Genomic DNA, 15047 nt, shown 5'->3' on the forward strand with positions numbered 1-15047 from the left:
TTGTCAATCACTATCTTTCGGTTTGCGTTGCAGGCAGGATCCGAGCGTGAACATCCCCGAAGCCGATTCGTGATCCGCCGACGCCGGGAGCGGTGGCTGAGATGGCGATGGTGTCGCCGTCTTCGAGAAAGGTACGGGTCTCGGAGCCCACAGCTACGGGTTCCTTGCCGCCCCACGTCAGCTCGATGAAGGCGCCGCGCTGATCTTTGTCCGGTCCGGAAATGGTTCCGGACGCGAAGAGATCGCCGGTGCTCGCTGCTGCGCCGTTGATGGTGGTGTGCGCGAGCATCTGCGCAGGCGACCAGTACATCTGGGCGTAGGGCGGCCGGGAGACGACGTGACCGTTCCATTCGACGGCCAGGTCGATGTCCAGCCCCCACTTCTCTTCACCACGCAGATAGGAAAGCGGTTCGGGATCCTGCACCGGAGTGTCGATTCGGGCTGCTTCGAGAGCGAGCAAGGGTACGACCCACGGTGAGATGGAGGTCGCGAAACTCTTCCCCAGGTTCGGACCGAGGGGCACGTACTCCCACGCCTGGATGTCTCGGGCAGACCAGTCGTTCACGACCACGGCGCCGAAGACGTACTCGGCAAATTCGTCCGGGGTGATGGAATCGCCCATCTTCGAGGGAGTTCCGACGATGAACCCCATCTCGGCTTCGATGTCGAGGCGCCGGGACGGTCCGAAGTCCGGGCTTTCCTGATCGGGTGCCTTCCGCTGTCCGCAGGGACGAACGATGTCGGTGCCGGAGACGACGATGGTGCTCGAGCGCCCGTGGTATCCGACGGGAAGATGCTTCCAGTTCGGCATCAAGGGGGCTGCGTCCGGGCGGAACAACCGCCCGAGGTTGGTTGCGTGATTCTCCGAGGCGTAGAAGTCGACGTAATCGGCCACTGCGATCGGCAAATGCATTGTCACCGAATCAACGGAAAACACTGCATTCGAGTCTATTTCGCTAGTCACGAGCTCCGTGATCCGGTTTCGCACCGATACCCACTGATCTCGTCCCTGAGCCATGAACGCGTTCAGAGTCGGTTCGGAGAAGACGGAATCACCTAGTGTCGCTGCGAGATCGACCACCGATTCGGCGACGCGCACACCGACACGCGGTAACCCTCCCGCGGGGGAGAAGACCCCGTACGGCAGATTGTCGAGACCGAACAGTGAGTCGGCGGGAATGTCGATGGTCGTGACAGTCATACGAGAGTTCCTTCGGTTTTGTCGGAGCGGACGATCAACCCGAGGCCTTCCAGCTCGGTCAGAGGGTCCGAGATGCTGCAGGTACCGAACGAGAGGAATCGGCGACGCACCTCGCCGGCCTCGTCCTCGGTGAGGTCGGCCAGGGCTTGCGCGATCGATTTTCCATCGCGCTGAGACAGTGCAGCAACAATTTCCGAACGATCGGCGCCCCGCCTCGCCGCGTCGACGGCCACCATGATGTTGAGGAAGCCGTGTTGCTCGAAGCCTGTTTCCGGATCGGTGTTGCGCACACCGTGGTGCAGTCCCGCAGTCGCCTTGAACGGGATATTCGCTCGGACAACGGATATCACCGCATCGGCGAGCTCTTCCTCGTTCGGGTACGCCTCGGCGACAATCCCGCCGGTGCGAAACTTTGCGGAATGCCCGGCAGTTTCGAGAGCTGTGAGATAGCCCGCGCGCCGATCACCTCGAGGCACCTCGACAAAAATGTCGACGTCGGGATGAGCGGCATGGACACGAGAGAGTTCCTCGAAGGCCGCATCGGCGTCCAACCCGTCAGGAATTCCCACCTCGACGGCGGCGACGTGAACACCAGGGATGGCGAGCGCGTTCGAGAGTGCGGCCGCCGTATCGGATGGGCCGGCCGGCACGGTCAGGCTCAGCGTCACCGGGCTGTCCGCTGAAACGTACGCAGCCAGTTCGCTCAGTCGCGGCGCGGGAAAAACGAAAGGCCCGACCAGTGCGTCGTAATCCGCCTGCAGGTAGGCGGCGTGGGCCGGAATTGCCTCGGCGAGAGGAGCATTGCCGGGTGGGAAGAGTGCTGCGTCGTCGCACAGGCCACGCAGGAGTGGGGAGATGATCGTCATTGCCTAGGCCCCCGCCCTGCCCAACTCCAGGCGTACGCTTCGTCCTCGCAGGCCAGGGCTCCCTCACCCAATTCGAGGGGCCGGAACGTATCGACCATCACGGCGAGCTCGTCGAAGAACTCGGCGCCGATGCTCCGCTCGTAGGCGCCGGGTTGTGGTCCGTGGGCGTGGCCGCCGGGATGAATAGATATCGAACCCTGTCCGATGCCGGAACCCTTGCGCGCCTCGTAGTCACCGCCGCAGTAGAACATGATCTCGTCCGAGTCGACGTTCGAGTGGTAGTACGGCACCGGGATCGACAGGGGGTGGTAGTCGACCTTGCGCGGAACGAAGTTGCAGATCACGAAGTTGTTCCCCTCGAACGCCTGGTGCGCCGGCGGCGGTTGGTGAACACGGCCCGTGATCGGCTCGTAGTCGGAGATGTTGAAGGTGTACGGGTACAGGCAGCCGTCCCAGCCGACGACATCGAAAGGGTGCGTGGGATAAACCATTCGGGTGCCGACGATGCCCGCCGACGTTCGGTGCTTGACCAGTACTTCGACGTCGGTTCCTTCGGCGATCATGGGCGCGATCGGTCCGTGCAGGTCTCGTTCACAGAACGGTGCGTTCTCGAGCAGCTGGCCGAAGCGGGAAAGATAGCGCTTGGGCGGGACGATGTGACTGTTCGCCTCGATGGCGTAGGCACGAAGTGGCTTGTCACCCTTGGGGATCCATCGATGCGTTGTGGACATCGGGATCAGGACGTAGTCACCTTCACTGGCCTCGAGTGCACCGAAGACGGTCTCGACGGTCGCCTCGCCAGATTCGATGTAGACCATCTCGTCGCCGATTGCGTTGCGATACAGGGGAGATGGCGCTGCCGCAACGACGTAGGACAATCGCACGTCGGCATTTCCGAGGATGAGACGACGGCCGGTTACCACGTCGGTCTCGTTCCAGGTGCTTTCGGGAAACAGCGTGTGGAGTTTCAGATGGCGCGGTTTGAGGGGATGGTTGGGGGTTGTGCTCTGATCGCGCAGTTCCCAGACCGTTGCGTCGACGATGGCCGACGGGATCTCGCGGTGGTACAGCAACGAAGAATCCGAGGAGAAACCTTCCTCTCCCATCAGCTCTTCGTAGTAGAGGTTGCCGGACTCGTCACGGTGTTGGGTGTGACGCTTCGGTGGGATGTTGCCGAGTTGTCGATAGAACGCCATGACGGGGCTCCTTCTGTGCTGTTCTGCCTGGCTCACCTCCACCAGATAGTAAACACATTAACTAAAATGATGTGATGAGTGCAACCCTCCAAGGGGTTCGGGTCTATGTCAGTTACGTCCGCGTACGTCGAACTGGCTGCGGTTGGTGATCAGTTTGTCCAGGAGCATGACAAGAATTCGCTGTTCGGCCTCGCTCAGGACGCTTACCCAGGCGTGTTCGCGTTCGTTCTGCTCGCGAAAGGCTTCGACCATGGCTTCTCGGCCCTTGGCGGTCAGGTACAGCTGGACGGAACGGCCGTCGTTCTCGGTGGGCCGACGATCGATCAATCCGTCTGCCAGCAGCGACTTGGACAGATTGGAGACCGCTGCCCTACTCATGCCGGTGAGCTCGGCGGCAGCCTTCGGCTCGATCGGACCGGCCAGCCAGGTGACGAACAACAGCCTGAAGGAGGACCATGACCAGCCGCGAGGGCGGTGGATCGACGACTCGAGATCGTAGGTGACCACGTTGGAAGCCCGATTGAGTGTAAGTAGTACCTCGGTGGCCAGCTGGTCGCGAAAGCCGTGTTCGGTGGCCAGTCGCTTGTTGGCCAGTTCGATGAACGACCAGAAGTTCAGCACGCCGACGGTTGGCTGGTCATCGGTTGTCCGGTCAGTCATGGACTAACCCTAGCGCGATCTGCAGTTGATTAATCCATGTATTAGATCTCGGGGTTACGATGAAACTTCGCAACCCGGCACTGCGGTCAGGATTCTGAACTATCGTGACGCGCGTGACTGCGCGCAGCGACGAGTTTCCCTTGGACGTCGACCTCATGTCGGTGGGGCAACTCGAGCGGAGAGGACGACTGACCACGGCGGTGGTCGAGATGCTGGCCGAGATGCCGTCGGATCGAATCCAGATGAAAGACGTCTCGGAGCGTTCAGGCGTCGCACTCGGAACGCTGTATCGCTACTTTCCGACCAAACAGCAACTTCTGGCTGCGGCGATGACGGCGTGGAGCGGTCTCGAATCGGTCCGTCGTCCTGAGAAGTTGCGGGCAGACGGTGGTGAGAACAACGCGTACGAGCGGGTTCTGGCACTTCATCGCCGCGAGATGAAGGCATTCGAGCGTAGGCCCTACTTCGCTCGGTTGGAGATCGAACTCCATTCGTCCTCGGATCAGTTCGTGATCGAGTCGTTGGATCTGCGCGCAGCGGCACATCGGAGAATGCTGTTCGAGTTGATGGACGGCGTCCCGGCCGAGACGGCGAGGGTTGCGGCCGTGGCAATAGGCGGCACGATGCTGACGGCCCTTGCGCTGTGGACCAGTGGCCGGATCGGATTCGCAGAGGCCCAGCGGAACGTCGAAGACGTCATCGGGCTGGTAATTCGCTGAACGGTTTCAACCTAGAATTCAGTTCTTGTTTCTTCTGTCATGAACGCGAATTATCGCTTCGGCTTTGTGAAAACGAAGACGCAGGACGAGACCTTACCTAGAATTCACTTACAAATATGTCGGGGTGTCCGATCCAGGGATCGACGTATCCGTGAACTGTGAAAGTGAGTCGCAATGAAGCGCTCGTACCGAGTCCGCGCTCGAATCTGGATGGTTGTCCTGGCGTCGGCGACGCTGGTGGTGACGGGGTGCGCCGGTAGCAGCCAAGGTACGACCACGGATGCATCGGACGTGACGGTCGGAGTTGTCGGTGACCAGAACAACGGGGGAGAGCCGCGATCGGGTGGCACCGTGTCGTTTGCCACCTACAACGGGATCAGTAGCCTCGATCCGGCTGACCGTCAGGACGGCGGCGCTACCGGTGGTAGCGAAATGGCAGCCATCTACGACCTTCTCATGCGCTTCGATACGTCGGCGGGCGAGTATGTTCCCCACTTGGCTCAGTCGTTGTCGGCCAACGGCGACAACACGGTGTGGACACTGAAATTGCGCGACGGCGTCACCTTCAGCGACGGCACTCCGATGGACAGTGCGGCAGTCCTGTGGAGCATCGATCACTATCTGCAGAAGAAGGGAACTCACGCGCTGGTGTGGAAGACCGCTGTGCGCGAGACGAATTCACCGGATCCGAGTACGGTCGTCTTTACATTGGCGCAGCCGTGGGACGAGTTCCCGATCATGTTCACCACCGGTCCCGGCATGATCGTCGCGCCCTCGTCGATGGCTACCGGCACGTTCACCCCGATCGGGGCAGGCCCGTTCACCGTCGAGAAGTTCGCCTCCCAGGACGAATTGGTGCTCGCTGCCCGTCCGACGTACTGGGACGGGGCGCCGTACCTCGAGAAGTTGCGCTTTCCCGCAATCGTCAACGAGAAGAGCAAACTGGAAGGATTGCACACCGACGGAATCCAGGTTGCCTATCTGAAGTCTCCCGACTTCATTCACGAGGCTTTCGAAGCCGGTGATCCCGGATTTGTGTACTCGGCCAGCATGGCCGGAGTTCTGGCAATCAATCAGCGCGACGATCGGGCAGCGAAGGACGAGCGCGTGCGTAAGGCGATTGTCGCTGCGGTGGACCCGAATACGTTCAACGAGCGAGTTCAGGGCGGCTTCGGCGAACCCGGCACCGACATGTTCGCGTCGTGGTCGCAGTGGCACGGATCGGTGGCCGGGAACGGCTTCGACCCCGAGGCGGCCAAGAAGTATCTCGCCGAGGCGAAGGCGGACGGTTACGACGGAAAACTGACGTACGTCGGGATGAACGATCCGGCGACACAGCGCAGCGCACTGACGTTTCAGTCGCTCTTGCAGGCAGTGGGTTTCACGGTCGACATCACCTACGCAACCAGCATCAACGATCTGATTTCCATGCTGTACGCAAAGCATGACTACGACGTGTCCTACTTCGCGTTCAACGTGCTGGAAGAGTCACCGTTCGTGCGTATGTACGGCAACCTGTTCAGCGATTCGCCGTCGAACATCCTCGGTTACAAGAACGCTCGGATGGACGAGTTGCTCGGCAAGCTGCAAACAGCGTCGGGCGAGGATGAGCGGCGAGCCGTCATCGACGATATTCAGACCGTGGTCAACGAGACGGCGCCGATGGCCGTGGTCAACTCCGGCAAGGTCTTCATCCCGTGGCGCGAGAACGTCCACGGAGTGACCCCGAGTGCGGACGGGATTCTGCTCTTCGGCAATACGTGGTTGAGCTGACCCCCGTGCGCCTTTTTGGTAGTTCCCACTACCAAAAAGGCGCACAGGGGCTTTGCCCCTAAAGCTCCGCTCGTACCAACTTCGCGGCTTCGACGAGGTTACGAAGCGATGCTTCGACCTCGATCGGCCCCCGTGTCTTCAATCCGCAGTCCGGATTGACCCACAATCGTTCGACAGGAACAGCTTTGAGTGCCTCACGCAGGGATTCGGCAATCTCGTCGACGCTCGGCACCCGCGGCGAGTGGATGTCGTAGACACCCGGGCCGACGCCGAGATCGAACCCGACCGAACTGAGATCGTCGAGGACCTCCATGTGTGAGCGCGCCGCCTCGATGGACGTGACGTCCGCGTCGAGGCCGGCGATGGCGCCGATCACCGCTCCGAACTCGGAGTAGCACAGGTGCGTGTGGATCGCAGTGGAATCCGCGACGCCCGAGGTAGCCAACCGGAAGGCGCCGACCGACCAGTCCAGGTAGGCGCGCTGATCCTCGGCACGCAGTGGGAGCAGTTCTCGCAGAGCCGGTTCGTCGACCTGGATGATTCCGATTCCGGCGGCCTGCAGATCGACGGTCTCGTCTCGAATTGCCAGTGCGACTTGATTTGCCGAGTCGGCGAGGGGTTGGTCGTCACGGACGAACGACCAGGCCAGAATGGTGACGGGTCCGGTGAGCATGCCCTTGACCGGCTTGTCGGTCAGGGACTGCGCGTACGTGATCCAGTCGACGGTCATCTGCTTCGGGCGCGAGACGTCGCCGTACAGAATCGGCGGACGCACGCAGCGGGTGCCGTACGACTGGACCCAACCGTTGGCGGTGGCGAAGAATCCGTCCAACTGCTCCGCGAAGTACTGGACCATGTCGTTGCGTTCCGGCTCACCGTGAACAAGCACGTCCAGGTCCAGCTTTTCTTGGAGCGCAACAACTTCGGCAATTTCGGCGCGCATACGGTTGACGTACTCGGCTTCGTCGATCTCGCCCTTGCGCAGTGCTGCGCGAGCGATGCGGATCTTCGAGGTTTGCGGGTACGAACCGATGGTCGTCGTGGGCAGCGGCGGCAGAGAAAGCAGCTCGTCCTGGGCAGCGCGACGTTCGGCGGCGGGCGCGCGACCGGTTGCCGAGTTCAGCACCGCGTCCAGACGGCCTCGAACACTCGCATCATTAAGTCTGCGATCGTCCTTGCGGGTCGACGCGGCCGCTCGTGCCAGAGCGAACTCGTCCTCCACCGACTCTCGGCCCAGTGTGAGAGCGGTTGCGAGAGTTACTACTTCCTTGACCTTCTCGGTGCCGAACGCGAGCCACGAGCGCAGGGCCTTGTCGACATCGGACTCAGCGTCGAGTGTGTACGGAACGTGCAGCAGAGAGCACGACGTGGAGACGGCAAGCGTGTCGACGCTGCCGAGCAAGGCACCCAAAGTGCTCAGTGCCGAGTCCAGATCGGACCGCCAGATGTTTCGTCCGTCGACCACTCCGGCGACGATTAGTTTGCGGGCGAGTTCAGGTACGGAGCCGATCGAATCCTGACCGGCCACCAGGTCGACGGCAAATCCTTCGACGCCGGTGGACGCAAGCGCGGGCAACGCGTCACGCAGCGAACCGAAGTACGACGCCAACAGGATCGACGGCCGCTCGGACAGCGCTGAAAGCTGTTCGTACGCAGCGCGTGCCGCTTCGATTTCCTCATCGGTGCGATCGCCCACGAGGGCGGGTTCGTCGAGCTGAACCCAGCTCGCACCGGCCTTCGCGAGCCGACCGAGTAGATCCGCGTAGAGGGGGAGTAGTTCGTCGAGCCGCGAGAGCAGCGGCTCGTCTGTGCCGACAGCCTTCGAGAGCAGCAGGAAGGTGACCGGTCCGATGACGACCGGGCGGGCTGCAATGCCGTCGGAAAGTGCTTCTGCCAGTTCGGACAAGACCTTGGACGGGTCGAGTGCGAACGTGGTGGACGGTGAAATCTCCGGCACCAGGTAGTGGTAGTTGGTGTCGAACCACTTCGTCATTTCGAGTGGCGCGATGGTGTCCGTCCCACGGGCGGCGGCAAAGTAGCGGTCCAACGGATCGGCGACCGACGCGACGCGGTCGGGCAGCGCGCCGAGAAGAACTGCGGTGTCGAGCATCTGGTCGTAGAAGGAGAAGGTATTGACCGGGATGGAGTCGAGGCCCAGGTCACGGAGGTCGGCCAAGCCCTGCCGACGGAGGTCACGGGCGACAGCCTGCAGGGCGTCGGCGTCGATGCGCCCTGCCCAGTAGCTTTCGGTTGCCCGCTTGAGTTCTCGATGAGGACCGATGCGCGGTGAGCCCAGCACGGTCGAAGTGAATGTTGTTGTCACGGAGTTTCTCCAGATTGCCAATGCATTGATGGCCACTGCCGGCAGACGGGTACACCTCACGAGACCTCGAGTTTCGGCGGACAGTACTGCCCGCACCGCACACGAGGTCCGATGGAGATCTACACGCCCATTCCACGAGGCGGTGGACCGTCGGGCACGGCGTGCCCGACACAGTCGGCAGGTCTTCGGACTCGCGGGCACTCGATCGAGTTGGATCGAACCTACTGGCCGTCGCTTCCCAGGCGGATGCCCAGTGCACATAAACGGCGGTCGTTCCTGCTTACCGCTGCGGGACAGTCCCGGATTTTCACCGGGTTCCCTCTCACTCCGACAGCTTGCGCTGACGGGGCTTCGACGCCGGGAACGGTCTTCGGGGCTCCTCATGACCGCGCCGGGCGAACCAGCTGCATCGACCAGCATAAGGCCAACCCTCCCTGAGCAGTCAAGGAGAGTCGGCGAAGGGCGCTACGCGCGTGACATGTAGGAATTCGAGTCCGGTGGTACGCGCGGAAGATTCTCGGAGGAACGTAGATTCTCCGCCATTTCGACAAGCAGATCCTGCGAAGACGGCGATAGATCGACGACGCGAGAGGTGAGGTTTCGCAGGCGCACGTTGTGCAGCTGTTCGAGGAGAGAGAGGTCCGCCTCGCCGCCCGAGATCGCGGGCGGAGTTTGATCGGACGGGGCGTAGAAGTAGTCCGGATGGACGTTGAAGAAGTGGGCGAGGGCGGCAACCACTTCGGGTGACGGGTTGGTTCGGACGCCGGTGCGCAGTTGGGACAGGTACGGCGTCGAGATGCGGCAGCCGAACTCGGTCATGCCGCGAACGACCATCGCGTTGGTGACGTGAAAGTCGGCAGTCTCGAACAGCGAGTTCAAGCGATCGTTGAACTGGTTCGACATGAGACGTCCCTTCCCCCGTTACGCACAGGCTCCGTCGATTCAATTAACTGCATCATAGCCAGTTATCGAACGATTAGCTGTTTTGGATTCTCGCGAAGGGGTTTGTTTGCAGGGAAAACCCCTAGGGTAGAAGGTCCCTACTTTGAGTGATCTGGACAAATCGCCGTCAAGAATCGAACGGCGAACTATTTGCCGGGGAAGTGGATTCCGGCCATGCGGATCAGAGCCAGCCGTTCGACTCGGCGATTCTGACGGCTTCCGCGCGCGTCGACGCACCTGTCTTGCCCATCGCGGATGACAGATGATTTCGAACTGTCCCTGCGGACAAGAAGAGCGCCCCTGCGATGGCTGCCACGGGTGCGCCGTCGTGAGCGGCGCGCAGTACTTGGGTCTCACGCTCCGTCAGGGGCGACTCGCCGCTGACGAGGCTGTCGGCCGCAAGGGTGGGATCGACGACGCGCAGTCCGGCGTGGACACGCCTGACTGCGTCGGCCAACTGCCTGGCGGGTGTGTCCTTGACGACGAACCCGCCGGCCCCGGCGTGCAGGGCTTTGCGAAGAAATCCGGGACGTCCGAACGTGGTGACGATCAGGACTCGGGTGTCGGGTGCTGCCTCGCGAAGGGCCGCCGTCGCGGCGATTCCGTCCATGCCGGGCATCTCGACGTCCAGAAGCGCGACATCCGGGCGGTGTTCGAGAACAGCGGCCACAACCTCGTCGCCGCGACCGACCTCGGCCACCACGGAGAGGTCGGATTCCAGATCGAGTAGTGCGGCCAACGCTCCTCGCACGAGCGCCTGGTCGTCCGCCAAGAGCAGCCGTATGGTTGCTCGATCGCCCTGGCTGTTCACTCTGTCTCCTGTTCGACTACCTGAAGTGCAAACCCCTGCGGCTGGGGATGAGTGATGATCACTCGTGCGCCCGACGCTCCGGCGCGCTCGCGTAATCCGATCAGACCGTTGCCGGAAGACGTCGACCCGGCCCCTTGCCCGTCGTCGACGACCGACGCACTATTTTCGTCGACCGTGATCCGGCAGTGGGTCGCACCGCTGTGTCGAACGACGTTGGTGACGCCCTCACGGATCGTCCATGCAAAGAGTTCGCGAAGACGCGTGGGAACCATGTCGGTACTGCTCGGCACCTCGTCCTCGATGCCAGCCGCACGCAATGCCTCTCGTGCTCGGGCTATTTCGACGGGAAGAGAAATCCCACGAAATCCTTCGACGGCCGAGCGCACGTCTGCCAACGCGTCACGCGAAAGTCTTTCGAGGTCGTCGAGTTCGTTGCGCGCACGTTCGATATCGACATCGAGTAGGCGATTGGCCAGTTCGGCTTTGATCGTGATGACGGTCAGCGAGTGTCCGAGGATGTCGTGCAGATCGCGCGCCATCCTCGTTCGCTCCTCCATGATTGCCCGCTGCTCCTGCTCTTCGCGTTCATGGAGCATGGCGAAGTTGCGGCTGATCAGGGACATGATGCCCCAGGTCGCGAATGCGGCCGCGCAGACTCCGAGCGAGAGTCCGGAGTAGTTCCCCCACCCGGACGAGAGGCTGACTATCTCCACGGAGGCCGCGAACACCAAGGCGAGAATGCCGCCGGCGACGGTCGGCAACAGTGTCACCGCTGTCACCGCGAGGTACGGTGCTGCTGCCAAACCTGTCGGCCCGACGCTCACGATCATCACGGCGGCCAACGCGGTCAAGGCGGCCAAAGTCAGTGCAGCTTCGCGAATCGTCGGCCGAGTCATCGTCATTCGACGCCGCTGCTGCGTTGTGGCGAAGGTGTAGAGGTAGAGGGCACTGAAGGCGATCGTCGCGAGAATCCCTGTCCAGCCGCGCAGTTCGTCGCGTAGATTCCATCCCTCGATCAGCGGCCCGCCGAGAAATACCATCCAGACCGCCGCGAAGAGAACGCCGAAACGATTCCGCCGCGGGAGCGCGACGGAATCTTCTCGGTCAGTCGTTTGCGACAACTACACACGCTCCGTATCTCGTTGGAACCGCCAGATCGCTCCGCCGGCGAAGATGGCGAACCACACCAGGATATTGACGATCCAGGTCCAGTGAATGCTATTGCCCGTCAACGGTGCGTGGGCGAGGGCGTTGATGCCGAACATCGGGGTGAACTGTGCGATGGTCGCCCATACGGAACCGTCGGTGAGTGGTACGAAGAGTCCGCCGCCGAATGCGAGCAGAGCCAGTCCCGGTCCGAGCAACTGCATGACGTTCTCACTGGGGAGTAGGTACCCCATGAACAGGCCGAAGGCCGCGAAGATCGACGATCCCAGCCAGGCGATCAATGCCGTTGTGAACCAGAGTGATCCGTCCATCTGCGCCGAGGTGAACGCGCCGACGACGTAGACCACGAGAATCGAGACGAGACCGAGCAGCATCGCCATGATCAGTTTGACGGCGATGTAGGCGACCGGGGTCAGGGGAGTCAGCCGAAGTTGTCGGCTCCACCCGGACGCTCGTTCGATCGAGACCATCGCGCCGCCGCTGGTGGTGGCCAGCATCGCGCCGTACAGGGCCATGCTGATCATGATGTACGCGGCGACATTGCCGTGCCCGATCCCGTGGTCGTCGTCGCCTTGACCGAGACCGAAGACGAGGAAGAAGACAACCGGCATGACGAGCGTGAAGATCATCGTGCGCCGGTTGCGAGTCAGGCGACGAAATTCCAGTCGCAGTAGCGTCGTGTTGAATCCGCCGAGAGGTACGACGGTTCGCTCGGCTCCGTAGGTGTTCGCTTCGGTTTCAGTGGTCATCACTTCTGTCCTTCGGAGTTGTTCGACGTGAGTGCGATGAATGCGTCTTCGAGGCCACGCGAGACGATTTCGAGATCGCGAGCCTGCGTATTGGTCAACAGGAATCGTGCAACGGCATCGGTGTCGCCCGAGTGCACGAGCAGCGACTCACCGCGCACCTCGACGGCGTCGGAGTTCGGTATGGCTCGCAGGAGTTCGTCGGTGATGCCTGGAACAGTCGCGCGCAGGGTGCGTCCGGACGCCATCGCCTTGACCTCGGCGGTGGTCCCGTCTGCGACCACGGTGCCTTGCCTGACCAGGATGATGCGGTCGGCGTAGACATCGGCCTCTTCGAGGTAGTGCGTCGCAAAAAGCACAGTGCGACCGTGATCTGCGTCGGCGCGGATGGCGGACCAAAAGTCCCGACGCCCTTCGACGTCCATACCGGTGGTGGGCTCGTCGAGAATGAGCAATTGCGGGTTCGACAGCAACGCCATCGCAAATCGCAACCGCTGTTGTTGTCCGCCTGAGCATTTGCTGACCAGGCGATCGGAGATGTCGAGGATTCCGGCTCTCCCCAGCACTTCGTCGACCGGACGGGATTGGGAGTACAGGCTGGCGGTCAGCTGCACCGTCTCGGCAACCGTCAGCTCTTTCAGTAGTCCGCCGGTCTGCATGACTGCCGAGACGAGTCCGCGGGCAATCGCCGATCGAGGTGACATTCCGAAGACGCTCACCTCGCCTGACGTCGGCCGGGACAGGCCGAGGATCATGTCGATGGTTGTCGTCTTGCCTGCGCCGTTCGGGCCGAGGAACGCGACGATCTCGCCGGGGCGGATGCTCAGGTCGATACCTTTGACGGCGTCGACGGTTCCGAAACTCTTGCGAAGTCCGGTCAACCGGACGGCGTCGTGTGCCGATCCTTCAGTGCGTGTATGCAGTGCCTGTGGTGAATGCCGTGCCTGTGTTGAGGTCATACATAGAATCTGCTCGCTTCGAGGTCGTGATCCCTCGTCCGTCCGTCATTCTTCTGCCATGACATTTGTCATCGGGTCGGCCGGTATCTGTTTCGGTGCAACCTGGCCGAGGCGCGCGAGGACCAACCCCGCGATGATTGCTGCGCCACCTACAGCTTGGAGTGCGGTGACGGATTCCCCGACCAGGATCCACGCGGCGACGACCGCGCACAGCACTTCGGTCAGCGCTACCAGAGACCCGATTGTCGGCCCCAGCAGCGTGATCGCGGCGATGCCGGTGAGATAGGCAATGACAGTGCTGACCAGGACCAGGACCACCACCGGCAGCCACACGTTCACCGAATGGTCTGCCACGACTGCGTTCGAGGCCGAGAACTGGAGGGGGAGGACGCCTACGAGTCCGAGCGCGCCGATGACCACTGCACTGACCGTGAGCCCCGATGCCGCGAGCACAACTGGATGGAGATCACCGTCCGCACGTTCGGAAATGACGAAATAGACTGCAAGGCATGCCGCGGCGGCCAGTCCCCAGGCGACTCCGACGGCACTGATCTCTGCCGATCCGAAGACGTCGATCACCACGGCGGCGCCGATCAAGGCCACCGCCGCACCGAGAAGCGTCTGCACGCTCGGACGCGCGCCCTTGGTTATCCACACCCACCCGATGACGATGATCGGTGCAAGGTACTCGAGAAGCAATGCGACGCCGACCGAAAGATGTTGCACGGCATTGAAGAAGCACAGTTGAACGCCCGAGATCGCGAACACCCCGTACAGCAGTACCGTGCGCGTGTGGGTGCTCACCTGTCGTAGGCGAGGCCATTGGGTGGCTACGGCGATCACCATCATCACCAGTGCGCCGCCGGCAACGCGCGCGAACACTGCGCCGCCGGGGGACCACCCTGATTCGATGAGAGATTTCGCGAACGGGCCCGATACGCCGAACGTTGCCGCGGACAGCAGAGCGAAGATCAAGCCGTTGCGAGAGTTCACGTCGTCACCCGTCAGGAGTAAAAGCGATTACGATGCTGACATTAGGTTGATACGGCTCAGGAGTCAAAGTGCATTTTGCTGGTGACACGGAATCGGCGCTCGTCTTCGCCGCGTCGTTGGTCAACACGGCCCGCGGCGGGGCCGAACTGCTTCCGGATCAAGAGGAGCTGACACGGTTTCTCGACGCGGATCGCTGGACCGGCAGGCGGGACGGCACACCGGAGGAATTGACGGCGGTTCGTGCGCTGCGTCCACGACTGCGAAAGTTCTGGGAAGCCGCGGGAGTGGACGACGCCGTCGAGGTGGTGAACACACTGCTACTCGAATCGGGCGCGAGGCCGCGGCTCACCAGGCACGACGACCTCGGCTGGCACCTGCACGTCACCGCTGACGATTCGCCACTGGTGGACCGGATGGCCGCAGAAGCGGCGATGGGTGTGCTCGATCTGATCCGAACCGACGAATTCTCGAGGTTGCGATGGTGCGAGGCCCCGGACTGCGAAGCGGTCTTCGTGGATTTGTCGCGCAATCGTTCGAAGCGATACTGCGACACCGGGAACTGTGGGAACAGGGCGCACGTCGCCGCCTATCGTGCCCGTAAATCCGGGGCGTGACCAAGCGGCGTTCGGAGGGATAGAACCAGGCTGAGTGAATACCTTGTCGGGAGCCAGGATCGGTCTAGCGTTGTGAA

The 15047-nt window shown here is 62.1% G+C and carries 14 protein-coding genes and 1 riboswitch; of the genes, 3 read left to right on the forward strand and 11 right to left on the reverse strand.

What is annotated here, in order from left to right; all coding sequences use genetic code 11:
- Positions 1 to 10: 10 nt before the first annotated feature.
- The 4 genes from fahA to AC1Q61_RS03655 form a co-directional block, all read right to left on the reverse strand.
- Positions 11 to 1201, reverse strand: a complete 1191-nt coding sequence (gene fahA / locus AC1Q61_RS03640) for a fumarylacetoacetase (RefSeq protein WP_003940530.1) — start codon at positions 1199 to 1201, stop codon at positions 11 to 13.
- Entirely contained in the window at positions 1198 to 2067 is an 870-nt protein-coding gene (locus AC1Q61_RS03645; protein WP_158170086.1) for a hypothetical protein, read from the reverse strand. Before AC1Q61_RS03645 ends, fahA begins: the two co-directional genes overlap by 4 nt.
- The gene (locus AC1Q61_RS03650; RefSeq protein WP_030535304.1) at positions 2064 to 3263 is read right to left on the reverse strand and encodes a homogentisate 1,2-dioxygenase; all 1200 of its coding nucleotides are present in this window, start codon (positions 3261 to 3263) and stop codon (positions 2064 to 2066) included. Before AC1Q61_RS03650 ends, AC1Q61_RS03645 begins: the two co-directional genes overlap by 4 nt.
- 108 nt (positions 3264 to 3371) lie before the next feature.
- Complete coding sequence (locus AC1Q61_RS03655; RefSeq protein ID WP_007733603.1) at positions 3372 to 3923, reverse strand: MarR family winged helix-turn-helix transcriptional regulator; 552 nt, start codon at positions 3921 to 3923, stop codon at positions 3372 to 3374.
- A 104-nt stretch (positions 3924 to 4027) separates the two neighbouring features.
- On the opposite strand from AC1Q61_RS03655, the gene AC1Q61_RS03660 reads away from it, so the two are divergent.
- Positions 4028 to 4642: a TetR/AcrR family transcriptional regulator gene (locus tag AC1Q61_RS03660; RefSeq protein ID WP_003939912.1), complete on the forward strand. Its 615-nt coding sequence runs from the start codon at positions 4028 to 4030 to the stop codon at positions 4640 to 4642.
- Positions 4643 to 4816: 174 nt separating this feature from the next.
- Positions 4817 to 6415 (forward strand): ABC transporter substrate-binding protein, encoded by a 1599-nt coding sequence (locus AC1Q61_RS03665; protein WP_492650942.1) that lies wholly within the window; start codon positions 4817 to 4819, stop codon positions 6413 to 6415.
- A 58-nt stretch (positions 6416 to 6473) separates the two neighbouring features.
- Here the strand turns inward: AC1Q61_RS03665 and metE are convergent, their stop codons facing one another.
- From metE to AC1Q61_RS03700, 7 genes are all read right to left on the reverse strand, one after another.
- Positions 6474 to 8738: a 5-methyltetrahydropteroyltriglutamate--homocysteine S-methyltransferase gene (gene metE, locus AC1Q61_RS03670; protein ID WP_492650941.1), complete on the reverse strand. Its 2265-nt coding sequence runs from the start codon at positions 8736 to 8738 to the stop codon at positions 6474 to 6476.
- A 159-nt stretch (positions 8739 to 8897) separates the two neighbouring features.
- A riboswitch (cobalamin riboswitch) is annotated at positions 8898 to 9106 on the reverse strand.
- Between the two features lie 97 nt (positions 9107 to 9203).
- Positions 9204 to 9641 (reverse strand): helix-turn-helix domain-containing protein, encoded by a 438-nt coding sequence (locus AC1Q61_RS03675; protein ID WP_019745008.1) that lies wholly within the window; start codon positions 9639 to 9641, stop codon positions 9204 to 9206.
- A gap of 220 nt (positions 9642 to 9861) precedes the next feature.
- Positions 9862 to 10491, reverse strand: a complete 630-nt coding sequence (locus AC1Q61_RS03680) for a response regulator transcription factor (RefSeq protein ID WP_019745007.1) — start codon at positions 10489 to 10491, stop codon at positions 9862 to 9864.
- Positions 10488 to 11612, reverse strand: coding sequence for a sensor histidine kinase (locus AC1Q61_RS03685; protein WP_492650940.1), 1125 nt, complete (start codon positions 11610 to 11612; stop codon positions 10488 to 10490). The genes AC1Q61_RS03680 and AC1Q61_RS03685 overlap by 4 nt, the downstream gene beginning before the upstream one ends.
- The gene (locus AC1Q61_RS03690) at positions 11613 to 12407 is read right to left on the reverse strand and encodes an ABC transporter permease (RefSeq protein WP_215516053.1); all 795 of its coding nucleotides are present in this window, start codon (positions 12405 to 12407) and stop codon (positions 11613 to 11615) included.
- Positions 12407 to 13363, reverse strand: coding sequence for an ABC transporter ATP-binding protein (locus AC1Q61_RS03695; protein ID WP_042921758.1), 957 nt, complete (start codon positions 13361 to 13363; stop codon positions 12407 to 12409). The genes AC1Q61_RS03690 and AC1Q61_RS03695 overlap by 1 nt, the downstream gene beginning before the upstream one ends.
- Positions 13364 to 13408: 45 nt before the next feature.
- On the reverse strand, positions 13409 to 14356 hold the full coding sequence (locus tag AC1Q61_RS03700) for an EamA family transporter (RefSeq protein WP_003940332.1): 948 nt from the start codon (positions 14354 to 14356) through the stop codon (positions 13409 to 13411).
- Positions 14357 to 14424: 68 nt separating this feature from the next.
- On the opposite strand from AC1Q61_RS03700, the gene AC1Q61_RS03705 reads away from it, so the two are divergent.
- Entirely contained in the window at positions 14425 to 14970 is a 546-nt protein-coding gene (locus tag AC1Q61_RS03705; RefSeq protein WP_003939872.1) for a CGNR zinc finger domain-containing protein, read from the forward strand.
- Positions 14971 to 15047: the final 77 nt, after the last annotated feature.

It is taken from the genome of Rhodococcus sp. MPR-R1B, assembly GCF_058793255.1.